This is a genomic window from Erythrobacter sp. YT30 (assembly GCF_001542875.1).
In the GTDB taxonomy this organism is placed as follows: domain Bacteria; phylum Pseudomonadota; class Alphaproteobacteria; order Sphingomonadales; family Sphingomonadaceae; genus Erythrobacter.
Window position 1 is genome coordinate 1033004 of record NZ_LMAF01000002.1, and the last position, 23957, is coordinate 1056960.

The following is a 23957-nucleotide window of genomic DNA, read 5'->3' on the forward strand; positions in this document are numbered from 1 at the left end:
ACTGTCATTTCTTTGAAAAATGGTCTAACTGAATGGATTACCCGTTCATCGACAGGCACGGTTTGGCCGTGTAGGAGCCTGCCATATGACTCAAAAGCCTGAAACTCCACTGCTCGACAATGTGCCAACACCGGAAGAGCTTCGCCAGCTGACGCCTGATCAATTGCGGCAATTGTCCGATGAATTGCGCGCCGAAATGATTGATGCGGTTAGCGTATCGGGCGGGCATTTGGGTTCAGGTCTGGGTGTGGTCGAACTGACTGTCGCCATCCATTATGTCTTCAACACTCCCGATGATAAGCTGGTCTGGGACGTTGGCCACCAATGCTATCCGCACAAAATCCTGACAGGCAGGCGCGATCGCATCCGTACTCTGCGGCAGGGCGGCGGGCTTTCTGGATTTACCAAGCGTACCGAAAGCGAATACGATCCGTTTGGCGCTGCGCACTCTTCGACGTCTATCTCGGCAGCGCTTGGCTTTGCCATGGCGAACAAGCTGAATGACAAGCCGGGTCGTGGAATTGCCGTAATTGGCGATGGCGCGATGAGCGCAGGCATGGCCTATGAAGCGATGAACAACGCTGCACAGGCAGGCAATCGCCTGGTTGTGATCCTCAATGACAATGACATGTCGATTGCACCGCCAGTGGGCGGGCTTTCCGCATATCTGGCGCGCATGGTTTCATCTTCCGAATATCTCGGCCTGCGCAGCCTCGCTTCGAAAGCGGTCCAGAAAATGAGCCGCCGCCTGCACGATGCCATCGGCAAGGCTGAGGAATACACGCGCGGCATGGTGACGGGCGGGACTTTGTTTGAAGAGCTCGGCTTTTATTATGTCGGCCCGATTGACGGGCACAATCTCGATCACCTCATCCCCGTGCTCGAAAATGTGCGCGATACGTCAGAAGGCCCAGTGTTGATTCATGTCGTCACCACCAAGGGCAAGGGCTACAAGCCTGCGGAAGAAAGCGCCGACAAGTATCACGGCGTGCCCAAATTCAACGTAGTGACGGGCGAAAAGCAGAAAGGCTCTGCCGGGCCGCCAGCCTATCAAAACGTGTTCGGCGATACGCTCGTGAAACTTGCCAACACAGATAAGCGCATCTGCGCAATCACCGCTGCGATGCCATCGGGCACAGGCGTTGATCGCTTCGCAAAAGCGCACCCGGACCGCAGTTTCGATGTTGGCATTGCCGAACAGCACGGAGTGACCTTTGCCGCAGGATTGGCGGCGCAAGGCATGCGCCCGTTTGCAGCCATTTATTCGACATTCCTGCAGCGCGCCTACGATCAAGTTGTGCACGATGTCGCAATCCAGAATTTGCCAGTTCGGTTCGCAATTGATCGTGCTGGCCTCGTCGGTGCGGACGGATGCACCCATGCAGGCTCTTTTGACATCACCTATTTGGCAACGTTGCCCAATATGGTGGTGATGGCGGCGGCAGACGAGGCTGAGCTCGTCCACATGACCTACACTGCTGCCGAATATGACGAAGGCCCGATCGCTTTCCGCTATCCACGTGGAAGCGGCACCGGGGTTCCGCTGCCGGAAACTCCAGAAAAGCTCGAGATCGGAAAGGGCCGCGTCGTGCGCGAAGGCTCAAAAGTTGCGATCCTGTCGCTCGGCGCGCGTCTGGAAGAAGCGAAAAAGGCCGCCGATCAGTTGGAGGCCAAAGGTCTTTCCACCACCGTCGCTGATTTGCGCTTCGCCAAGCCATTGGATGAAGACCTGATCGAGCGTCTGATGCGTGAACACGAAGTTGTCGTGACCGTGGAAGAAGCAGCGATTGGCGGCCTCGGCGCGCATGTCCTCACCTTTGCCAGTGACGCAGGGCTCACTGATAACGGCCTGAAAGTGCGCACAATGCGCCTGCCCGATATCTTCCAGGATCAGGATTCGCCTGACAAGCAGTACGATGAGGCGGGCCTAAACGCTCCGCATATCGTGGATACGGTCCTGAAAGCGCTGAAGCACAATTCAGCGGGTGTAGAGGAAGTGGCCGGGTAGATCCCGAGCACTCTTAGTCACCGTATCTGATCATCGCTCATCTCGCCGCGTTCAAAATCGAGCTCGGCAGGCGGTGATTTGTTATCGAGAGCCTCGTCGATCACTTCATCTGACGGGCGTTCTTCGCCGGGCTCGATCACGCCTTCGACTTCCAAAAGGATAAGCGGCGGCTCGGGCGGTTCCTCGCCTCTTAGGAGAGCGATCTCGCGTTCGCGGCGGGCGAGGTACGTGTCGCGGCGGGCAGCATAGGGATCGACCGTCTGGTCGATTCGAGCAAGTTCCGCGTCCACTTCCAGGCGGGCATCGAGCGAGCTCACGATGAAATAGGGAATTGTGTATTCAGGCGTGTTGAAAGGAGCGCCCACAGCCACGGGCAGCACAAGCTGATCAAGGCCGCTACCAATTACATCGCGAACGCTGGTTGCGCCTGTGAACGGAAGGTAGAGGTAGGCGCCTGAATCCACGCCATAAAACCCGAGCGTATTGGCAAATCCATTGCGCCTGTAAGGGAGGCCAATGCCGGGCTTTTCAGCAATATCGAACAGTCCGCCAATGCCCAGTGTCGAGTTGATCAGCAATCTTGTCAGCGTCTCAATCGTTTTGCCGATCTTGCCCTGCAAAAGGAAATTGAGCGCATTCACCGGTTCACCCAGATTGCGCACAATATTTCCCAATCCATCCCGGAAGGGCCCCGGCAGGCCGTCGCGGTAAGCATAGGCGACGGGTTCGACAACAGCATCGTCGACTGCCTGCGTAATACGATAACTTTCGTAATTCAGCGCCTCGACGGGATCATTTTCAGGTGGTCCGTATGAGCCATCGACAATGATCTCATTGCCATCCTCATCGGTGGCAGGAGTGGTTTCGGAAGCTTCCTCTTCCAGCTCTTGCTGCCCTTCTTCAGAGCCGCTTTGGGGCGTTGGTTCTTGCGCCTGGCCCGGGGTAAGTGACCAATTCACTGCAATCAGATTGGAGTAGGTGTCGACAGGTGGGGCTGGGCGTTTGGCTTGCGCTACGGCAAGGACTGCGGCTTGAGGCGCAACCAGCTCGCTCGTGAAGTCTACTGCATTTTCCGCTGCCAAAGGAGCTTGCGCGGTCAACGCCAAGCTCACTGCCATCACGGTGCGGAAATCAAGCAAGCAAAATTCCTTTGTGGCAGGCGAGCGGGTAAAGCAGGCTTTGTAAAAGTGGTGTGTAGCCAGAACCTTAATGGCGGCGACTCGTTCCATAATTGATTAGCATATGAAGAACCCGCCGTGCAGAAGCAGGATTGTTCGACGAACGCTTATCGTCATGGGTCAGACTGCCTTTCGCTTTTCTCCTGGTTAAAACTTGTTCGCCATACTGGCAGCTTTGCCCTAACACGCGCGCATGCCTTTGCTTTCTGTTTCCCGCGACGGACCGATCACAACGCTTACGATTGATCGGGCCGATACTATGAACCCGCTGGGCGCGCCCGGTGATGGCGAAGAATTTCGCACCGCGTGCGATGCCATCAATCGCGATATGGAGGTGCGCTGTGTCATCCTAACGGGCGCCGGCAGGGCCTTTTCCGCTGGCGGCGATGTAAAGGCGATGCGCGACAAGACCGGAACCTTTGGCGGCTCCACCCCCGCGATCTCGGATGGATATCGCGACAACATCCATCAGATGCTGCGCGCGCTTTATGGCCTGCGCGTGCCGGTGATCGCAGCGGTGAATGGCCCGGCGATCGGCCTTGGCTGCGATGTCGCGTGCCTGGCTGACATCCGGATCGCCAGCGAGAAAGCGAAGTTTGGCGTGACCTTCCTCAAGCTCGGGATCATTCCGGGCGATGGCGGCACGTGGATCTTGCCCCGTGTCATAGGCGATGCGCGCGCCGCAGAATTGTTCTTCACTGGCGATGTGATCGATGCGGCGACTGCGCTCGATTGGGGCTTGGTCAGCCGCGTAGTTGCGCCAGACGACTTATTGTCCCAAGCGAGCGCACTCGCGCACAAAGTAGCCGCCATGCCGCCGCATTCCTTGAGGCAGGCAAAGATGTTGCTGCGGCAGGGGCGCGAGCTGAGCTATGATAGCGCGTTGGAAATGGCGGCGAACACGCAGGCAATGATGCATACGACGAGAGATCATGCAGAGGGGATTGCTGCTCTGCTTGAAAAACGCACACCAACTTTCAAGGGTCAATAACGCCATGGGAGTTATCGCGTTTCGCATTCTGGTGGGCATTGCGGCCGCTTATCTGGCGACTTTGGCCATTCTTTTCACTCTGCAAGGGCGGTTTATTTATCCCGCTCCTGAAGTGCGCCACGCGCCTGCGGCTGGTTTTGAGGAAGTGGAATTGCTCACGCCTGATGGCCTTGATCTGACGGTCCATTGGCGCGCGCCCGAAGTGGGAAAGCCGGTTGTGGTGTGGTTCCACGGCAATGCGAGTTCGCTTGCCGGCTCCGCGGTGGAAACGGCGGTGCTGGCAGACAAAGGCTACGGCGTCCTTCTTGCGAGCTACCGTGGATATGGCGGGAATGCGGGGGATCCATCGGAGCAGGGCTTCTACGACGATGGCCGCACTGCGATGGAGTTTCTGGCAGAGCAAGGCATAGCGCCAGAGGAGACCGTAATCGGCGGTACATCGATCGGGTCGGGCACGGCGACACAGATGGCCGAAGAATACTCTCCGGCCGCGCTCATCCTGGTGTCGCCATTCACGTCGCTCACTGATGCAGCGACTGATGCGCTCCCGATCTTCCCCGTAAAGCTGTTGCTGCGCGACACTTACGATAACGCTGCGAAGTTGTCCCAAATGGATGTTCCGGTGCTCATTCAGCATGGCACGGCCGATAATGTGGTCGCTTTTGGCTCAGGGAAAGCGCTGAGTGAGGCTGCGAAAAATGCCACCCTTCAGGCCTATGAGGATGCGGGGCACGATCTGTCTTTCACGCGTGAGGCGCAAGAAGCACAAGCGCTTTGGCTCGAAAGCAAGGGTTTGGGTGTTGAGCCGATAATCCAGCCGGAATTGCCAGAAGCTGTGTCGGAAGAGAGCTAAAGCGGGATCCAGCGCCAGATCCCGGCTGCAATGCCCCCAAGTGGGATGTGCGCCCAGCTGAGCGCGGCAAACAGCACCAGGCCTGCGATCCAGGGCGCTGCGCCTGCCTTTGCAAAGCCCGATAGTTGCGGCCAGAAACTCGTCTGGCTTTCCCAGGTCGCCCAGGCATCGCCCATCAAGACCTCTTTCTTGCGGTCCTGCATATGCGCGCCGACCAGTGCGAGAAAACCCATCGCAAAGGCTGTGATCATGGTGCGCAGGCTCCAGAACAGGACAAGGTGAGACAGCGCCCATAGCGCAAAACCCCACATCATCGGGTGGCGCGTGATGTTGAAGACGCCTTTGGGTGCGGCGCGCGCCATTTTGTCGGATCCTGGCAGGCCAAGTGCAGGATTGCCCGCAAACGAACCTGCAAAAAGGATCATCGCCGGCAGTGTAAGCAGCGTTGCAATGATCCATCCGACTGTGCCAGATCCCGGTAAATCAGCCGAAGGGGCGGCGGTAAACGCGAAGTAGATCCAGATGAAGAACGCTAAGCTGATAACCGAATAGGCAATTTGTTGGCCCGTATCGCCCAGCACTTTCACCATACTGGCTCTTAATGGGTGCGACATCAGAAAATGCGTGCCCACAAAGCCAACATTGGCTGCGATCAATGGATAGAGGCTTTCGTCCATGCCTTGTTCCCCCCTACAGCTTACGCCGCGATACGTATCACCTCGAAAGGCCGGTGGGAATAATTGTTGCCTGCGCGGTCGCCACATGGATGGGATCAGCGTCCTCGCTTTCCGCCCAGACATCGGCGCGTACGACGACCTGTCGTTTGCCGGGTTTGATGACTTCGCCTTTCGCATAAAGGCTTTTCCCCTGGGCGGGGCGCAGGAAATTGATCGTGTAAGATCCCGTCACCACGTCACCGACAGTGGAGGCCCCGGCCCATGCGCAGGCATTGTCCGCCATCAAGCCCACAATCGCACCATGGGCAAACCCGTGATGCTGGGTCATCTCGGGGCGCAGTTTGAGCCGCAATTCGCTGATGCCTTCCCACACACGCAAGGGTTCGACATCCAGCCAATTGGTGAAACCTGATCCCTTGACAGCAACTTTCCTCATGTACGCAAGAGAGGCTTCTGCACTGTCGAAACGTGAATTCGGCATGGGTCGGCCTTTCAATAAGTCTGTAATGCAGACGTAGATACCTCTTGCCAGCTGATCGCGCAAGTCTGATATGCAGATGAAACGGAGCTTTGCCGATATGAAGACCTACCGCCCATCGCGTGCACCTTGCCCTATTGGCCGATCTGCCCGGCTGCTGGGCGATCGCTGGGTGCTTTTGATCTTGCGCGAGGCGTTTTTGGGTGTGGACCGTTTTGAGCAATTCATCGAGCGGCTCCAGATCAACCGTGCGGCTCTCACATCGCGGCTGGCGATCTTGCAGGAGGCTGGCCTCATGGAGCGCGATCCGCCAGAGGGCCGGCGCGCGCGATACATCCTCACCGAACGAGCGCACGCATTGACGCCGCTCTATCGCGAGATGGCGAAATGGGGATCAGAACATCTTTTTGATGAAGCAGAGGCTCCGGCCAATTGGCGTGGCGGCGATGCCTAATCCTCAATCGCGAGCAGTTCGATCTTGAACACCAAAGTTGCTCCGCCCGGAATAGGCCCACTTCCGACCGGGCCATAGGCGAGGTCGGAGGGGATCGCGACTTCGATCGCTTCCCCAACACCGATTTGCGGAATTGCGAGCTGCCAGCCTTTGATCAGGCGTGAGAGCGGGAACGTGGCGGGCTCACCGCGCTCATACGAGCTGTCGAAGACCGTGCCATCGATCAGGCGGCCTTCGTAATGAACCGTCACAGTGTCTTCGACGGAGGGCTTTTTCGGTGAGGCGGTGTAGGTGAGATATTTCCACCGGATGCCGCCATCGATGAAGTACCAGCCATCCTGCGGCTCCAAGCCGAGCAAGTAGAGCTGCTGGCGCGAATGCCAAGCGCCATCGCGGACCGGAGCTTGCGACGCAGCATCCTCAACGGCGCCATTGTCCTGAGCGAAAACGGGCGCCGCAAAAAGGAGCGCGGCGATAGGGAGAATTGCGCCCCTCACCAGTCATACGCCTTTGGCAGATCGCTCTCATCGAGATCGCGGTACCGCTCTTTGAGGCGGCTTTGATGATTTTCGAGCGGCTGCTCAACGCCTGCAATGAACACCCTAGTGGGCGCGCTTCCCAGCTCAAGAGGATCACCATCCCAGATGACCAGATCACCCATGGCTCCCCCTTGCAGGACGCCAGCGCGTCCGCCCATTCCGCTAATCTCGGCAGGAACCGAACTGATCGCTGCGAAGGCCTGACCCCAGGAAAGCCCACTAGCACGCGGCACACGCGTCAGGGCGACAAGGTTGCCCGCCGCCTGCGGCAAACGGCGCGGATTGCGCAGTCCCGAGGCGCTGATCGCAACCTTCACGCCCGCATTCGTCATGCGCCCGATATTGCTTTGCGTGGCGGCAAGTTCGGCAAAGCTGACGGGCAGATCATCAAGCCCATCGGCGATCACAGGCACTCCCGCTGCGGCGATCTCACTTGCAACTATCCAACCCTCATTCGCGCCAACCAGCACCATATCAAGCTGCGGGAAATCGGATTTCAGCGCGAGGACACTGCGAATATCAGCAGCGCGCTCGACTGCGACGTAGAGTTGCTGCTGACCCGTCACGACAGGAACCAGCGCCTCCGCATCGAAGCGAGAGAGCATCACATTATCGCCCTTCGTGATCTCAGCTGTCTGCGGAGTGCCCCTAGCCCCAGACAAAGCTTGCGCCTCGCGAAGTGCGGACTTGAACAGGACATACGCCGAAGCCCTGCTGCCACCTGCACGCCGGGCGCCACCTTCGCCAAGGTCAACCATCTGGAACGCTTTTGCCTTCGTGACAGGGTTCGCGTCACTGCCGAGATCGACAATTGCGCCTTGCCCGGCAAAGATCGAACCAGACGGCAGCGTCGTTACCGCCGCACGCGTAACGCCCGCCGCGCGGTAGATGGCGACATGCTGCGAGTTGGGATTGACGATAGGCGCCGTGTCGAGCGCGGCGCTGAATGGCGATCCGCTGGCGCGAATGTCATTGGATTCGCTAACCGCGCCCACATCCCAAATGCCGATCGAAGTGACCGTCGCAAAGAGGCCGGGCGTCACCCAGCGGCCGCCCACATCTTCGTAATTCATATCGGCAGGCACTGTCACATCGGCACCGGCCGCAACGACACTCCCGCCCCTTACGATGACCGTCCCATTTGAGATAGGCTCACTCCCATCACCAAGGACGACAGTCGCGTTGGTGAGCGCCACGTCTTGCGCTGCGCATGGTGCTGCGATGAGAGCGGCTGCGAGAGCAAGGCTTGATGCAAACTTGCGGATCATTTGACATCTCCTTCACCGGGTTGGCCGAGCTCGAAATCGCTTACCGGGCGGCGTTTGGGGTCCATCGCATCGAACATCAGTGCGCCGTCTATCCAGACTTTCTCTGGCCGTGAATAAACGCTCAAGGGATCGCCATTCCACAAGACAACATCCGCCATCTTTCCGGGCTCCAGAGAGCCGGTAACGTTATCAATCCCCATGGCCTTTGCTGCGTTGAGAGTGATCCACTGGATGGCAGTGCCTTCGGAGATATCGATCCCCATGCGAAGGCCAGCCTTGCGGGCTTTCGATGCTTCCTGATTGAGCCGCTGAATATCGTCCTGATCGTCCGAATGGATCACCACGCACGCGCCCGATCGCTGGAGCAAAGCGCCGTTTTCGGGGATCGCGTCATAGGCTTCCATCTTGAAGCCATACCAATCCGCCCAGATCGCGCTGCACACTTCGTTTTCGCGCAGCAAATCGCCTATCTTGTAGCTTTCAACCGCGTGGTGAAATGCGGTAACCTGGTAGCCAACCTCTTTCGCCATATCCATCACAAGCGCCATTTCATCAGCCCGATAGCAGTGGTTATGGACCATGATATCGCCTTCGAGAACACCGACGAGTGTCTCCTTGGCAAGATCACGTTTGCGATCATCATCGTTGGCGTATTCGATCGCATCAAACCATGTCTGACGATTAACCGCGAAATTGCCCATCCGCGTGGACGGGGTGCGGCCCCTGTTGCCGTAAACCCGTTTGGGATTTTCACCGCAGGCCATTTTGAGGCCATAGGGCGCGCCAGGAAACTTCATGCCCTGAACCGTGCGGCTGGGCACGTTCTTCAACGTCACCGTGCGCCCGCCGAAAAGGTTGGCAGAGCCGGGCAGGATCATGAGCGAAGTTACCCCGCCATTTGCCAGCGCTCTCGAAAAACCCGGGTCTTGCGGCCACACCGAATGTTCTGCCCACACCTCAGGAGTGGTGGGATCGGTCGCCTCATTTCCGTCGGCGTGCGCATCGACATCGGGTGATGGATAATCGCCAAGGTGGCTGTGAATATCGATGATGCCGGGCGTCACGAATTTGCCCGCGCCGTCAATAACGACATACTCATCGGGGACGGCTCCCCCGGTGGTCACTTCGACAACCTTGCCATCTTTGAAGAGGACATTTGCCCCTTCCATCTTTGCGCCGGTCCCATCGAAAACTGTCGCTCCGACAAGCGCGGTTGGCGCGCCGGGATAGCGGATATAGGTCGAAGGGTATGGGGTATCGTCCACGCCGAGCGCGGCAAATTCGCCATCACTGCTCGCGCTGTCAGCCGAAGCATTGGCAGACCCTGTCGCCGCGCAAGCTGTCAGCGCAAGGGCGCTGAAACTCACTGCAAAGCGTGATCTCCAACCCGCTTGATTGAGGATCCGATGTCGCAGTCTGTCAGCCATGTCCAGCCCCTTCCTTTGCCAAGAAGGGGCTGTATTGGCCTGCAAATCGCCCGCTGTCCAGAAGGCTGGACGGGGGCCCTTGTCCAGCCTGCTTTATTCAGCCGGCCGTGTGGCTGGATGGATGCCCGCTTCCTGAGCTTCGAACCCTGCTTCTGCAGCGCCTTCGAGCGCTTCGTCGTCCTTGAGCGTGTCGAGATGCATGAGCTTTTTGATGAGCGGGGAGATTATCATCACGCCAACACCGATGACGACGGCATAAAGGCCCACAGTTGAATACACATCGAGTACGACTTGTTTGCCTGAAGCATCACCCACACCTTCGGCACCTGTCGCAGCGGCGATCAGGCCGGCGGCGAAGTTGCCCGTGGCTGACGCAAAGAACCAGGTGCCCATGATCAGCGACGCCATGTGCGCGGGCGCAAGACGGTTCATCGCCGATAGGCCCACTGGCGACAGGCAAAGCTCACCCGTCGTGTGCAGCAGATAGATAAGGAAGATGAAGATCACAGGGGTTGGCACATTTATGCCAACGCTGTTTGCGCCCCAGACCAAGACAAGGAAGCCGAGGCCAACTTGCACCACGCCCAATCCGAACTTCATCGGAGTTGAAGGGTCCATCCCGCGCTGACCCAAGAAGGTCCAGAGAGTCGCGAAAACGGGTGCCAGCAAGATAATGTAGATCGCATTGATCGACTGGAAGGTCGATGCCGGGACGCCGCCGCGATCAACATGGCGATCTGTGAAGAGGTTCAATGACGAACCAGCTTGTTCAAACAAGGCCCAAAATACGATGGATGTGACGATGAGGAACATCGCGGCAAAGATGCGATCGCGATCCTCGGCGGGCAGTTTGATCACGGCTATTCCGATTACATAGCCTACCAGAATAAGGCCAAAGCCGCCAAGCAAGAAGCCGACAACAGACTGATACTGGATCAGGACCCAGCATACCGCAACCAACCCAAATCCGATGGCGTACATGCTCCATTCGGTGCTTTTGCCGAGTGGCTTGGGTGGTTCGCCCCGGCCTAGGAGCAAGCCTTTGCCCAATGTGAAGACAATAAGGCCAGCGAGCATTCCGATGCCGGCGAGGCCAAACCCGTAAGCCCAGCCATAGGTCTCACCAATGTAGCCGCACATCAGCGAACCGATCGCAGCGCCCAAGTTAATGCCCATATAGAAAATGGTGTAGGCACCATCACGGCGGACATCGGTTCGTGGGTAAAGCTGTCCGACGAGAACTGAGATGTTCGCCTTCAAAAAGCCAGAGCCGACAATGATCAAGGCAAGCGCAAGCCAGAACACATAGATGATGGGGTTGTCGGTGTTGCCGGCTCCCGGCTCACCTTCGAAAGCCATAAAGATATGGCCTAGTGTGAGCAGCACAGCGCCAAAGGCAACCGCCTTCCGCTGACCGAGAACTTTGTCAGCCATGTACCCGCCGACAGCAGGCGTGATGTAAACAAGCGCTGTGTAAGCGCCGTAGATGATCCCGGATTCGCTATCGGAAAACAGCCAGTGCTTTGTCAGGTAGAAAATGAGCAGCGCGCGCATCCCGTAATAGGAAAAACGCTCCCACATTTCGGCAAAGAAGAGCACAAACAGGCCCTTTGGGTGGCCCAGAATGGTGCCTGCGCTATCGCCGTCTGGCAAAGCTTGAGTTGTCATGATTGCAAATAATCCCCGAAACACGCGGTCTTCGCCGCGCTCCAATGGCAAGCACACTAGCGGCGAAATTCTAAGTGTGAAGGCTTAGTTACAATCGTAACCGCACTTCACCCAATGTGTCGCATCTGTGCACACCCCTATTTCTGTAACACGATGTAACCCTCGGCGCGCTTGACGCGAATGGCTGTATTATGTCACTGAGGCACCTAGAGAGGACGCCATGACCCAATCAAGACCCGTCTACCTCAAACTGCGCGATCAGATCGCGGCGGCCATCATTCAGGGTGATTATCCTGAAGGGGCGATGCTGCCATCGGTGCGCGCGCTTGCTGCTGAACAGGGCGCCAATCCGCTGACTGTCGCCAAGGCATATCAGCAATTCCAGAACGATGGGCTGGTCGAGGTGCAGCGCGGCGTTGGAATGTATGTCGTGAAAGGCGCGGCTGAACAGCTGCGAACGCGCGAACGCGATCAGTTCTTGCGCGAAGAATGGCCCGAAATTCGCTCTCGAATGAAACGCTTGGGACTGAGTCCGGCCGATCTGATTGAAGCGAATTAATCGCTCAACAGCCCGTTTTCGCTCCAAAACGCTCCAAAATTGAACAATCGGTCCCGGTTTTCGTCCCAAACTGCAGCTATTCTACGGACGTCGCTTGCGAAATTAGCAATCGTCTGGCATCCCCGAATCTTCAGGGGGCGCCTTTCGGGTCAAGGCGCTAAGTTTTGCGGGGGCACGATGCATCCGCATACAAATTTGGCATGATGAAGGACAACTTTATATGCCATGGGGAGACCGAGATGATCAGATCCGAGCTGCTGCAAGAGCTGCATAAGGACAATCCAGACCTTCGCGCGGAAGAAATCGAACAGGTGGTCGACATCTTTTTCGATGAGATCGCTGGCCGATTGGCGGAGGGAGGCCGCGTTGAATTGCGCGGATTTGGCGCATTTTCTACACGCGAGCGTGAGGCGCGCACGGGGCGCAATCCCCGCACAGGCGAAGCGGTGGAAGTTCCCGCAAAGCGTGTGCCTTACTTCAAGGCGGGCAAGGAAATCCGCAAGCGCCTCAACGAATAAGCGACCGCGCATTTGCGCTATTGCCCTAGGCCATCAGCTGACCTGCGTGTGATGGCAAAGGGCTGTTGCGCCCTATCAGGCTGCAACCAGCGTTGCTTCGTCATCATCCACTCGGTTGGGGATGGGATAGCGGCGTTCCTCATCGAGCGCTGAGAATACGGCATTGATGATCTGATCGATGCCGCCCTGTGCTGTCACATCGACGGGCATCATCCCCAGCGTTGCAAATTCATCCATCGCGTCAGCGCCTGACAGCGCGATGACGCGGGCAATGCCCGGCAGGCGTTCCTGAACAAGCGGTGTAAGTTCGCGCGAGATCGCTACATTTCCGGTTGCGACCAAAACGACTTTGCGACGCTCCATCCCGAGCGCATCCCAGCTGCGCGGATCACCCGGATTGGCCTGATGCACATGGTATCCGTCTGCAAGCGAGCGCTCGAACCGCTCGGTATCAGACTCGACTGCGAGATATCCGATTTCATTGTAGGTCAGGGCATCGGCAACTGCTCTGCCAGCTGGCGCAAGACCGATGATAACCACCGGTGCATCGTCACCTGCAAGCTTTTGATCGGGTGGCCCTTGGCGAAGTTTGCCCGCAAGCGTGCGGCCCCAATTCGAAACAAGCGGCGTTACCGCGAGGCTGATCGCGATGGCGGTGACGAGGATCGAGACAAGGCGCGGCTCAACAAGGCCCGCCAATGCGGGGAGAGCCAAAAGGACGAGCGCGAATTCGCTGCCCTGTCCGAGAAGAAAGCCAAGCTGGATCGAGCCCGGTACGGACCAGCGATTGGCCAATCCGGCGAGCACATTCATAGCGCATTTGATCGCGATAAGGCCGGCAGAGGCCCCGAGGATGATGAGCCAATCGCTGGCGAGCACCGCAGGATCAATCGACAGGCCCACCGAGATGAAAAAGAAGCTCAGGAAAAGGCCGCGGAAAGCGTCGATCTCTGTCTGGACCATGATGCGATAGCGTGAATCGGCAACCGCCATACCGCCCAGAAAAGCGCCAAGAGTGAGCGAAAGGCCAGCCATGCCAGCGGCCCATCCCGCCGCGAGCGCGATAAACAGCGCGGTGGCGGTGTAAACTTCGCTGCTGCCAACGCGTGCAATAGCGCGGAACAGCGGCTCGGTGAGATAGCGCGCGAAGAGCACTGCGATGCCGAACGCTGCCAGCGCCTTGACGCCTGCCATACCCAGCGCAGGTGCCATCGACCCTCCCGATCCCAGTGCGCCAACCGCGACGAGCAAAAGGATCGCGGCGATGTCCTGAAAAATGAGGATCGATTGGGCCGCGCGGCCTACGGGGCAGTCATCCTGTCCCCGCTCCTTCACAAGACCGATGACGACCGCGGTCGAAGAAAGGCCCATCGCAAGGCCCGCAATAATCGCAAACTCCAGCGGAATCTCGAGCCCGGTCGCCATATCGAGCAATACGAACAAGCCCGCAAATGCTCCGCCAGCCACCAGCATTTGCAAACTGCCAAAGCCAAAGATGTTGCCCGCTTCAGCGCGAATCCGGCCGAGCGAGAAATGTAGGCCGAGATTGAACAGCAGGAACATGATGCCGACTTCGGCCATCGCAATGACGATCGGGCCATCGGAAAGATCGCCATATCCCAAGATGGAAAGTCCAAGGCCAAGCCCGAGATAGCCGACAATTGGGTTCAGACGCGCAATCCGCGCAAGCACGGCCGCGCCAATTCCGAGGCCCAGCAGAGTTATTGCGGGCTGGATGGTTGCGACCACTGAGTGGCCGTCGTGAAGCGCTTCACCTGCCATGTCTGCCTGTGTCCCGTTGCGGATGGCCAATTGGCCTGCCGATCTTCTTAGAATGGGTCGCAACAATGCGTATGACAAGAGGCTGCTTACTTGAGGTTGCCGCATCGCATTGTGCTGGCTATCGAGCACCGCGAATGCCATGGCCGACCTCCATGGCGCGAGGCGCGGGCAATAGCTGCCCATTTTGCGCAAGCGGGTGTGGCGGAATGGTAGACGCCGGGGACTTAAAATCCCCTGATCCTATAGATCGTGTGGGTTCGAGTCCCACCACCCGCACCAATCCTTTTCAAGACCTGATCAGCATCCTCAGCCAAACTCCGTATTGCCGTTTATCCGGGGCTTAACCCCGTTTCGAATATCAATTTCGAACGGAGAGTTTTCCGGGCCGCCCCAACGGGGCTGGGCTTTTGTGGGACAATGTCAGGCAGTGTAGATGGACCAACCGGCAGTTCCTTATCGATCAAGTGATCTTGACGATCGCTTAGACACTTCGCCTGTGGCTGAGACTGAGACGGCGAGCGTTTCATCGCGCAGAGCGCCGCGTATAAAGACTCTCATCCGATCGGCGAAGCTCATCACCAAACAGGGTGAATTTGTGTGCGTGGTCCGCGATGTCTCGCGAACGGGTGTGCGTGTTCGTCTGTTTCACGCCCTTCCCGATGAGCCGCAAATGGCTCTCCAGATGCCGAGCGGCAGCACCTATGAATTGCGACCGGTCCGACAAATGGAGAATGAAGCGGGGTTCGAATTCATAAGCGATGTCGATGTTGAAACGCTCGTCCATGAGGCAAGCGATTACCCCAAGCGTGCGTTGCGGTTCTCCATCTTCTTCCCAATCACAGTGAGCGCTCCAGATGGCCGCTGGGAAGCGGTGGTCGAAAATCTATCCCAGCAAGGAGCCCGGTTCGAGTGCGAAGGTTTGTTCGCGATCGATCAAACTCTCAAACTGGTTGGCCAAGAAGGCGCAGAAGGCTTTTCAGAGATCGATGCCAAGGTGCGCTGGCGCCGCGATAACGCGTATGGCGTGGTGTTCGATAACACCTTTTCGCTCAATGATTTTGCCACCCTTTGCATGCGCTTGCAGTCTCCGATGCTCGCGACTGACTGAGAGATTTTATACCGCTCACGCAAAATCACGTAAAAAGTGCGAGTTCGCGGGTCTGGTTTACAGTTCGCTAACCATTTTCCTTCACTCCCGATCGTGATCCAATGCGCGATACCGCGTGCATTGGGCGCTTTTTTACGGGGGCTTTCAATGTCGCAGCACGATGCTGGTTTTAACGCAGGTACAAATGGCGGAATTCTTGATGTCGATGTCGCCATCATCGGTGCGGGGCCGGCTGGTCTTACCGCAGGGTATTTGCTGACCAAGCAGGGCAAGACCGTCGCCATCATCGAAAAAGACGAAACCTATGTCGGCGGGATCAGCCGCACGGTCGAACACGAAGGCTATCGCTTCGACATTGGCGGGCACCGCTTCTTCTCGAAAAGTCAGCAGGTTGTCGACCTGTGGAATGAAATCCTGCCTGATGACTTCATCCAGCGCCCCCGGATGAGCCGCATCTATTACGAAGGCAAATTCTACAGCTACCCGCTGCGCGCTTTTGAAGCATTGTCGAACCTCGGCATTTTGCGTTCGACCGCCTGCATGCTGAGCTATCTTCGCTACAAGCTGTTCCCGATCAAGGACGTCAAAAGCTTTGAGGACTGGACCACCAACCAGTTTGGCAAGAAACTCTATTCGATCTTCTTCAAGACCTACACCGAGAAGGTGTGGGGCATGCCGTGTGATGAGATGAGCGCCGACTGGGCTGCTCAACGCATCAAGGGCCTGTCGCTGTGGAACGCGGTAACTGATGGCCTTAAACGCTCGCTTGGCCTCAACAAGAAACCCAATGACGGGCAGGAAGTGAAAACTCTGCTCGAAACCTTCCGCTATCCACGACTTGGTCCCGGCATGATGTGGGATGCCGCGCGCGATCACATCCACGCGACTGGCAAAGGCCAGGTACTGATGGGCCACGCGCTGGAACAACTCGCCAGCGATGGTCAGGGCGGTTGGTCGATGACCGCGTCTGGGGATAGTGGCAAAGTGCAGGTCCGCGCCAAACACGCGATCAGTTCAGCACCCATGCGCGAGCTTGCAAAGCGCATCCACCCGCTGCCGCAGTCTTCGCTCGAAGCGAACAAGCTGCGCTATCGTGACTTCCTTACCGTCGCTTTGATGGTGAAATCGGAGGACCTTTTCCCCGATAACTGGATCTACATCCACGATGACCGGGTGCAGGTTGGCCGCGTGCAGAACTTCCGCAGCTGGTCACCAGAAATGGTGCCGGATGACGATATGGCGTGCGTTGGCCTCGAATATTTCTGTTTCGAAGGCGACGGTCTGTGGTCTTCCTCCGACGACGATTTGATCGCTCAGGCAACCAAGGAAATGGAAATCCTCGGCCTTTGTGATCCCAAGATGGTCGTAAGCGGCGCGGTTGTCCGCCAGAAAAAAGCGTATCCTGTCTACGATGATGATTACGAGGCCAACGTGCAGGCGATGCGCGAAGAGCTCGAAGAAAAGCATCCGACGCTGCACCTTGTCGGCCGCAACGGGATGCACCGCTACAACAACCAAGACCACGCGATGATGACGGCGATGTTGACGGTTGAGAACATCCTTGCAGGTAAGCGCATTTACGACACGTGGTGCGTCAACGAGGATGCGGAATACCACGAAGCGGGTGATGAGGGCGAAGAGACCAAAATTGCCGCGCGCGAAATGTCCGACGACACCGAAACAAAAACTCTGAGCGAAGATCAGGTTGCCGCTCTCACATCGCTGCGCGGTGTGCCCGAGCGGATAAAATCTGACGAGGGATCAGTGGAAGAAACTCGCAAGTCGGCCTGATTTCACGATGCTAGTCGAAAGGTAGTTTGAACCGGCCTCGACCATGAACGATCAGTTTTCATCCGTGATCGCAAGACTGCGCGATTTCCAGCTGGCGCGTTATCTGCTCGCCAGCGTTGGCGCGTTGGCGGTCGATGTGGGCGCGTTCCTGGGGCTGATGGCCATGGGCGTTGCGCCCGCGCCGGCCTCTGCCATCGGGTATTCGCTTGGCATTCTTGCGCATTGGCTGCTTTCAAGCCGGACGGTCTTTCAAGAAACGGTCGCAAGCGGAGGCGCGGCGCGAACACGGCAAAAAGCGCTGTTTGTAATCTCCGCCTTTATCGGCCTCGGCCTTACCACAGCCATCGTGGGCGTCGGCGATTGGGTGGGTATCGATCCGCGCCTTGCCAAAGCCGCCGCGATCATCGTCAGTTTCACAGCGACTTGGCTGATCCGCAGCCGCATCGTTTTTCGCGCTGAACAATCCGCCCCATCGACATGATTATGGAGCGCCGCCTTGGAGCCTTTTCGGCTGAATTCCTGATTAAGGTCGCGCTTTGTTGGGCGGTCCTCTCCGCGGTGTTGCTGGGCTTCCATTTCAGCAAAATCGCAGGCTTTCTTTCGATGGGTCCGGACGATGTCCTGCGGCTCGTCCAGGTGCGCGATCTAATCGCTGGGCAAAGCTGGTTTGATGCGACGCAGCACCGGATCAATGCTGCTGATGGCGGGGTGCCGATGCACTGGTCGCGGCTTGTCGATTTGCCGCTCTATCTCACCATCATTGTGCTGACCCCGATTGTGGGAAGCGCGCTGGCCGAAACAATCGCCGTTATCCTCGTCCCGCTCATCACCATGGGCCTTGCCATGATGCTGGCGGCGCGGATTGCGTGGCGGTTGCTGGGGCAGCAAGTCGCCAATTTGACCTGTCTGGTCTTCGCCTTTTCACTTCCTGTCATTTTCCAATTGGGACCGATGCGGATTGATCACCATGGCTGGCAGATTGTCTGCGCGCTCGCTGCCGTGAACGGATTGATGGCACGCTCTGAACGAATGGGCGCCTTCATCATTGGGGCATCGCTCGCGACCTGGCTTTCTATCTCTATCGAAGGGCTGCCGTTTGCAGCTGCGATGTTCGCACTGCTTGCATGGCGCTGGATACGTGATCGCAAAGAGCGTGTGTGGCTGGAAATGGCGATCCAGAGCCTTGCTGGCACCAGCATCGCGCTGTTTCTGCTGACAAAGGGCGCGGGCAATCTTCAGATTTATTGCGATGCAATAGGGCCAGCGCATCTCGCCGTCTTTGGCTGGGGAGCGATTGTGCTCACGGTGTTCTCGCGCATAGAGCCAATTCCGCGCGGATTGCTTGTGGCAGGGTTCGGTATTGCCGGCGGCGGCGCGATTGGCGTCATGTTTTTGACCGCACCGCAATGCGTCACTGGCGGAGGATTTGGTGATCTTGATCCGCTCGTCGCCGAGTTTTGGCTTTCAAAAGTTGCCGAAGGTCAACCGATCTGGCGCCAGAAACTGGAAGTCGCGATGCAGTTCGCGGTCACGCCTGTCATTGCGCTGTTCGCGCTCGCCAATCTGATTGGGCAATCGCGCGACTGGTTGCGACGTTTCTGGACGGACTATGCTTTGCTTCTGGTCGCTGCATTCATCGTCTCGATGTTTGTTGCGCGCGCTGGAGCGGTGGCCTGCGTGCTCGCTGCGCCGCCACTGGCCTGGCAGATCCGCCAATGGCTTAGAGCAATCCGCAATATGAAGCGCCCGGTCTATCGTGTTTCGGCCATGATGGGCGTTGCCTGCGTGCTGCTGCCGATCCTGCCGCTTTCCGTCTTCACGAGCGCTGAAAAGGCGCACGCTTCGATCCTTGGTGAAGAGCCAAAGGAAAAGAAAAAGCCTGCCGCCACCTGCAACATTTCTGAGACCGCGCATTTGCTGAACGCGCTCCCGGCGAGCGAGCTGTATGCGCCGCTCGATATTGGCCCGCGAATTCTGCTTGATACGCATCACAGCGTTGTCGCGACCGCGCACCACCGCGGCGATGATGCGATGAAGTTCGTGATCGAGACTGCGCTCGCCGATCCAGACGACGCACTCACCAGATTGCGCGCGCGCGGCACCAATTATGTCGTGATATGCGATGGCCGCGGCGAACCTGTTACTTACAAAAAGGCGGCGCCGGATGGCTTTGTTGCCACGCTCCTAAGCGATGATGCGCCCGATTGGCTTGAGCCGATTGATCTGGGCGAGGCCGGATCGCTCAAGGCCTGGGCGATCAAGCCGGAATAAAATCTCCAACCGGCGCTAGGCTGGGATGAAGTCCAACGCCGCACCGTTGATGCAATGGCGCTTGCCCGTGGGCTTTGGCCCGTCACCAAAGATATGTCCCAAATGCCCGCCGCAATCGGCGCAGTGCACTTCGGTGCGGGGGTATCCAATCTTGTAATCGGTGCTCGTGCCAACTGCGCCCTTGTCGATCGCTTTGTAGAAGCTCGGCCAGCCCGTCTTGCTGTCGTATTTGTGCGCTGAGGAATACAGGCGATTGTTGCACCCTGCGCAAACGAACGTGCCCTTGCGGTTTTCCTTATTGAGGGGCGATGTGTAAGCGCGCTCTGTCCCGGCTTCGCGCAGGACATAGTATTCAGACTTGGTCAACTGCTTGCGCCATTGCGCTTCTGATTTGCTGATACGGAAATTGCCCTTGGCTTGAGCGGGGGATGCACCGCACGCGCTCAACAAAGGCAAAGAAACGCCGAGGCCCGCCGCCCCGAGCAGAAAGCGGCGACGCCAGATGCTGTCCGACATGATTTTCGATCCTGATTTTTCGTCCATCTCGTTATGTTTTACGTGTTAAATGGCGAAAAAGTTTCACTTCGCGACCTGAAGCGCTCAGAATTCGGTGATTTCTACCTCCAGCTTGCGGAAACCGTGGACGAAGTTTGCGCGCACGCGCTCCACATCGCCTGCAACGTGAACGCGCATCCGGCGTTTGTGCATTTCTTCGAGCAAGACGCGCAATTGCAATTCGGCAAGCCGCGCACCCACACAGCGGTGGATACCGTAGCCAAACGCGATGTGCCGCTTTGCATTCTCGCGTGTGATATCGAGTTTGTGCGGGTCGGGGAAAATTGCTTCCTCGTGGTTTGCCGCGAGATACCACAGCACAACCTTGTCGCCCTTCTTGATCGTCTTGCCGAAGACTTCGGTGTCTTCGGTGCAGGTCCGCCGCATATGCGCAAGCGGTGTCTGCATCCGCAAACATTCCTGAACGGCATTCGGGATAAGCTCCGGATTTTCCTCAAACAGTTTTCGCTGATCGGGGAACTTGTCGAGCAAGTGGATGATCCCGCTCATTGTGTTGCGCGTCGTGTCATTCCCTCCGACGATCAACAGCACCAGATTGCCGATGAATTCTTCAGGGCGCATCTGGTTCATCGCATCGGAATGAACCATCATGCTGATAAGGTCATTTCCGGGCTCTTTATCCATGGTGCGCTCGACCCAGAGCGATTGGAAATAGGCCGCCATCTCATGAAGGAATTCCCAGCGCAGCTCGTCAAGCTCACGCACGCCTGCAATTTCGGTATCGCCTGACCAGTCAGACCAGAAAGTGAGCATGCGACGATCTTCCCATGGGAAGCCGAACAGGATGGCGAGCATGCCCGTCGTCAGTTCAATCGAAACCGTGTCGACCCAGTCAAAGACTTCGCCGCGCGGAAGAGTGTCGAGCAATTCGCCCGTGCGCTGGCGGATTTCGTCTTCCATATCCTTCATGGCTGACGGGGTGAATTTGGGAGCGACTGTGCGGCGCTGGCCGGTGTGTTGTGGCCGGTCCATGGCGATGAACATGGGGAGTTCGCGGCGATCGGTCCCCTCTGCGGCGATCTGTTCGTCAGTCAGGCGTTCAAGGATGGTGATCCCACCATATTCCCAGCTCGAAGAGAATGTTTCCGGCAATGCCTCGATATGCTGGATCGCCTTGTGCCCGACGACAGCCCAGTACGGGCCATAGGGGCTTTCGGGGATGTAATGCAGCGGGCCTGCATCCTGCATTTCCTTGAAAATCGGCTGCCATCTGTCTTCGAAATAGATATCCGACCGGCTCACATCCCATTTGTGAGGATGCTGCGGGCGTTCTTCCGGATGCTTTTCAAAGTGCGCCTTGAGCGCTTCATACGCCTGCGGTGAATTGCGCACCTTGGGCCGTGCAGGGGGTGCCATCGTCGCCATTGTTCTCTCCCGTCACCGAACTGTGTTGTTCGATCAACGAGAGACATCCTGCCCTAATTGACAGTGATGTCAATACCGGTTTCGATTGACTACTTACTCAGCCGGTTCAAGCGCAGGCTCAGCCTTGCGGCGCCCGAAGAGGGAGCGACGTTTCGATTTATCGCGCCCAGCACCGCCTGATTTCATCACGCGTTTCTTGAACAGGATCGATCCACCTTTGACGAGCAGGGCAACCCAGATGCCTTGCCATAAGAGCGCGCCTGCGTGAATCCACACATTCTCATCCATCGCCGCGCGCGCAAGCATGGCGAAAGGAGAAGAGAGCGGGAAGGCGATGGCGTAAGGCTCCATCCACGCACCGCCTGGCGTCAATGTGAAGGCAGCGACGAAGAACACCATAAGCTGCATCATCGTCACCGGCATCGACATGGTCTGCACTTCGCGCACGGTGTTCGCCATTGCGCCAATGGTGAGGAACAGGGAGCCGAGCAGCAGATACGCCATCGAGAAATAGGCAATTCCGAAAACGATAAAGAGCGGCCATCCAACCGCAGGGCCGGGAAGGTTGCGGTAATTGGTTTGAGTGACGGTTACGATCGCATCTTCGGCCACCGCCCAAAACGCCCAACCGACAGTGCCCCACACAGCGATGCCCACAAACGACACGCCCAGCATGGCAAACAGCTTGCCCATGAACACCGCGTCCATCGGGATCGCTGCGGCTAGGATTTCGATGATCTTGTTGCCCTTTTCCTCAGCGAGGTTGGACAGTACCATGCCTGCAAGCAGCATCGTCAAAAGGAACAGAACCATTTGCGAGGCTTGAGCGGTTTTGATCCGGCTGGATCGTTCAGACGCCGCGCTGCTGGTGACAGTGGCGGTCTGGACGTTGGGGAAGGTCTGCGGTGATGCGCTTGCCCCGGTGGAGGCGATCAGGCTGATCGGGCCTTTCCACCGCGCAACTTGTCCCTTGGTGCCCACCAATTCAGGCGCAGCGATGCTGCCCGTCACAATCGCGACATAGCTGCCTTTTCGTTCTTCAAGGAACGCCCTCGCGTTGAAACTGGGATTGTCTTGGGCTTCAGGAATAACGGCAAGCGCAGGCACCGCACCGCCCAATTGCGGACGCAAGGTATCCGCGCCGCGTAACAGCGCCGCGGTATCATCCACGCTCATCGCGATACCGATTTCGGCAGCGGAAGCTTGCTTCGAAACCTGTCCGCCAATGCTGCCGGCAAGGCCGCCAACGATGACGGGGAAGAGCGGCCCCAAAAGGAAGAACAGAAACGCGCGGCTGAACAGCACAGCGACGAAATCACGCTGGGCGATGACCCAGGCGGCTTCGAGACGCGAAAGGCGGGGTTTGACAGCCATGTTGGCCATTTGGTCGCTCATGATAGGTCTCCCGCCTGATCAGCCTCAAGCTGACGCGCAGCCGCTTCGCCTGCGATTGCGACGAAAGCATCGTGAAGCCCGGCGCGTTCGATGGAAAGCGACAGAATGCCCGCTTCGCCTGCGATGAGGTCTTTGAGCAAAGGCTCAACCCCAGTTTCTGGAAGCGAGAAATAGAAGAAATCGCCTTCGCGCCGCGTGTCTTCGGGCAGAGCTTTGGTCCATGCTCCTTCGCGCGCGCGGGTTTCGAGGCGGACTTGTGCAGGGATTCGGTCACGTGCGGTTTCGACGCTGCCGGCATAGGGCACTTTGCCCCCTGCAATAATGGCGACGCCTTCGCAAAGCCGCTCGGCATGATGAATGACGTGGGTGGAGAAGATTACCGTCACCCCTTCTTCAGCCAAAGACCGGATCATCCGCTCCAACTTGCCCTGGTTAATTGCATCAAGGCCGGAGAATGGTTCATCAAGCACCACAAGGCGGGGCTGGTGAACCAGAGTGCCGAGCAATTGGACGGTTTGCGCCATCCCTTTGGAAAGCTGGCGAATCTGGCGATCGGCTGCATGGGAAAGATCGTGCCGTTTCAGCAGTTCAAGCCCGCGCCTGCGTCCTTCCGGCTTTGGCAGACCGCGCAGCGCGCCCATGAACGCGATGGCATCAATTGCCTTCATGGCGGGGTAGAGACCTCGCTCTTCGGGCAGATATCCGATCAGGCGACCCACATCGTGCGGGCGATCATGGCCAAAGACACGGCGCACGCCTTCATCGGGATCAATGATGCCCAAAAGCATCCGCAAGGTCGTCGTCTTTCCAGCGCCATTGGGGCCCAGAATGCCGTAAATCGCGCCTTCAGGCACAGCGATATCGACGCCATCGACAGCGCGCGTCCCGTCAAAGCTTTTGACCAGCCCGCGCGCTTCAATCGCGAGAGGGCGCGTATCGATGATCGGCTCAAGGTCAGAGCTGTCAAACGGGGCTGTGTGATTGTGCGAAGCCACAAGTTCGCTTACCGGCATATCCATGGGAATGCGAGTTAACGCGCGAGACTAAACGG

The 23957-nt window shown here is 57.8% G+C and carries 22 protein-coding genes and 1 tRNA gene; 11 read left to right on the forward strand and 12 right to left on the reverse strand.

What is annotated here, in order from left to right:
• Positions 1-85: 85 nt before the first annotated feature.
• Positions 86-2008, forward strand: a complete 1923-nt coding sequence (gene dxs, locus AUC45_RS09635; RefSeq protein WP_067601633.1) for a 1-deoxy-D-xylulose-5-phosphate synthase — start codon at positions 86-88, stop codon at positions 2006-2008.
• Between the two features lie 17 nt (positions 2009-2025).
• On the opposite strand, the gene AUC45_RS09640 is transcribed toward dxs, so the two are convergent.
• Positions 2026-3147: a VacJ family lipoprotein gene (locus tag AUC45_RS09640; RefSeq protein ID WP_197409540.1), complete on the reverse strand. Its 1122-nt coding sequence runs from the start codon at positions 3145-3147 to the stop codon at positions 2026-2028.
• Positions 3148-3379: 232 nt separating this feature from the next.
• Between AUC45_RS09640 and AUC45_RS09645 the strand changes: the two genes are divergently transcribed.
• Positions 3380-4177, forward strand: coding sequence for a crotonase/enoyl-CoA hydratase family protein (locus AUC45_RS09645; protein ID WP_067601638.1), 798 nt, complete (start codon positions 3380-3382; stop codon positions 4175-4177).
• Between the two features lie 4 nt (positions 4178-4181).
• Positions 4182-5030, forward strand: coding sequence for an alpha/beta hydrolase (locus tag AUC45_RS09650; protein ID WP_067601641.1), 849 nt, complete (start codon positions 4182-4184; stop codon positions 5028-5030).
• Here the strand turns inward: AUC45_RS09650 and AUC45_RS09655 are convergent.
• Positions 5027-5707, reverse strand: coding sequence for an NnrU family protein (locus tag AUC45_RS09655; protein WP_067601644.1), 681 nt, complete (start codon positions 5705-5707; stop codon positions 5027-5029). The genes AUC45_RS09650 and AUC45_RS09655 overlap by 4 nt on opposite strands.
• A 37-nt stretch (positions 5708-5744) precedes the next feature.
• Entirely contained in the window at positions 5745-6188 is a 444-nt protein-coding gene (locus AUC45_RS09660; protein ID WP_067601646.1) for a PaaI family thioesterase, read from the reverse strand.
• Between the two features lie 97 nt (positions 6189-6285).
• On the opposite strand from AUC45_RS09660, the gene AUC45_RS09665 reads away from it, so the two are divergent.
• Positions 6286-6639 carry a helix-turn-helix domain-containing protein gene (locus tag AUC45_RS09665; RefSeq protein ID WP_067603757.1) on the forward strand — a complete coding sequence of 118 codons (354 nt, stop codon included), beginning with the start codon at positions 6286-6288 and terminating at the stop codon, positions 6637-6639.
• Here AUC45_RS09665 and AUC45_RS09670 read toward each other — a convergent pair.
• From AUC45_RS09670 to AUC45_RS09685, 4 genes are all read right to left on the reverse strand, one after another.
• Entirely contained in the window at positions 6636-7136 is a 501-nt protein-coding gene (locus AUC45_RS09670; protein WP_067601649.1) for an FKBP-type peptidyl-prolyl cis-trans isomerase, read from the reverse strand. The genes AUC45_RS09665 and AUC45_RS09670 overlap by 4 nt on opposite strands.
• Entirely contained in the window at positions 7133-8446 is a 1314-nt protein-coding gene (locus AUC45_RS09675; RefSeq protein WP_067601653.1) for an amidohydrolase family protein, read from the reverse strand. Before AUC45_RS09675 ends, AUC45_RS09670 begins: the two co-directional genes overlap by 4 nt.
• A complete protein-coding gene (locus AUC45_RS09680; RefSeq protein WP_082701074.1) occupies positions 8443-9873 on the reverse strand; it encodes an amidohydrolase in 1431 nt (476 codons plus the stop codon). The genes AUC45_RS09675 and AUC45_RS09680 overlap by 4 nt, the downstream gene beginning before the upstream one ends.
• 93 nt (positions 9874-9966) lie before the next feature.
• Positions 9967-11541, reverse strand: a complete 1575-nt coding sequence (locus AUC45_RS09685; protein WP_067603761.1) for a peptide MFS transporter — start codon at positions 11539-11541, stop codon at positions 9967-9969.
• A gap of 220 nt (positions 11542-11761) precedes the next feature.
• Between AUC45_RS09685 and AUC45_RS09690 the strand changes: the two genes are divergently transcribed.
• Both AUC45_RS09690 and AUC45_RS09695 read left to right on the forward strand, forming a co-directional pair.
• On the forward strand, positions 11762-12100 hold the full coding sequence (locus tag AUC45_RS09690) for a GntR family transcriptional regulator (RefSeq protein WP_067601656.1): 339 nt from the start codon (positions 11762-11764) through the stop codon (positions 12098-12100).
• 239 nt (positions 12101-12339) lie between these two features.
• Entirely contained in the window at positions 12340-12618 is a 279-nt protein-coding gene (locus tag AUC45_RS09695) for an integration host factor subunit beta (protein ID WP_067603763.1), read from the forward strand.
• 75 nt (positions 12619-12693) lie between these two features.
• Here AUC45_RS09695 and AUC45_RS09700 read toward each other — a convergent pair whose 3' ends face one another.
• Positions 12694-14541 (reverse strand): cation:proton antiporter, encoded by a 1848-nt coding sequence (locus tag AUC45_RS09700; RefSeq protein WP_233998662.1) that lies wholly within the window; start codon positions 14539-14541, stop codon positions 12694-12696.
• 51 nt (positions 14542-14592) lie between these two features.
• Between AUC45_RS09700 and AUC45_RS09705 the strand changes: the two genes are divergently transcribed.
• The 5 genes from AUC45_RS09705 (at position 14593) to AUC45_RS09725 (ending at position 19570) form a co-directional block, all read left to right on the forward strand.
• Positions 14593-14679, forward strand: a tRNA-Leu gene (locus AUC45_RS09705).
• A 154-nt stretch (positions 14680-14833) separates the two neighbouring features.
• Positions 14834-15508, forward strand: a complete 675-nt coding sequence (locus tag AUC45_RS09710; protein WP_067601659.1) for a PilZ domain-containing protein — start codon at positions 14834-14836, stop codon at positions 15506-15508.
• Between the two features lie 147 nt (positions 15509-15655).
• Complete coding sequence (locus AUC45_RS09715) at positions 15656-17299, forward strand: NAD(P)/FAD-dependent oxidoreductase (protein WP_067601661.1); 1644 nt, start codon at positions 15656-15658, stop codon at positions 17297-17299.
• 43 nt (positions 17300-17342) lie between these two features.
• Entirely contained in the window at positions 17343-17780 is a 438-nt protein-coding gene (locus AUC45_RS09720) for a GtrA family protein (protein WP_067601663.1), read from the forward strand.
• A 2-nt stretch (positions 17781-17782) separates the two neighbouring features.
• Complete coding sequence (locus tag AUC45_RS09725) at positions 17783-19570, forward strand: hypothetical protein (protein ID WP_067601666.1); 1788 nt, start codon at positions 17783-17785, stop codon at positions 19568-19570.
• Positions 19571-19585: 15 nt separating this feature from the next.
• On the opposite strand, the gene msrB is transcribed toward AUC45_RS09725, so the two are convergent.
• The 4 genes from msrB to AUC45_RS09745 all read right to left on the reverse strand — a co-directional run bounded on the left by msrB (position 19586) and on the right by AUC45_RS09745 (position 23925).
• Entirely contained in the window at positions 19586-20113 is a 528-nt protein-coding gene (msrB, locus tag AUC45_RS09730; protein ID WP_233998664.1) for a peptide-methionine (R)-S-oxide reductase MsrB, read from the reverse strand.
• Positions 20114-20170: 57 nt separating this feature from the next.
• Complete coding sequence (locus tag AUC45_RS09735; RefSeq protein ID WP_067601669.1) at positions 20171-21511, reverse strand: cytochrome P450; 1341 nt, start codon at positions 21509-21511, stop codon at positions 20171-20173.
• Between the two features lie 93 nt (positions 21512-21604).
• Positions 21605-22906, reverse strand: coding sequence for an ABC transporter permease (locus AUC45_RS09740; RefSeq protein ID WP_082701075.1), 1302 nt, complete (start codon positions 22904-22906; stop codon positions 21605-21607).
• Positions 22903-23925, reverse strand: coding sequence for an ABC transporter ATP-binding protein (locus AUC45_RS09745; protein ID WP_067601673.1), 1023 nt, complete (start codon positions 23923-23925; stop codon positions 22903-22905). The genes AUC45_RS09740 and AUC45_RS09745 overlap by 4 nt, the downstream gene beginning before the upstream one ends.
• Between the last annotated feature and the right edge of the window lie 32 nt (positions 23926-23957).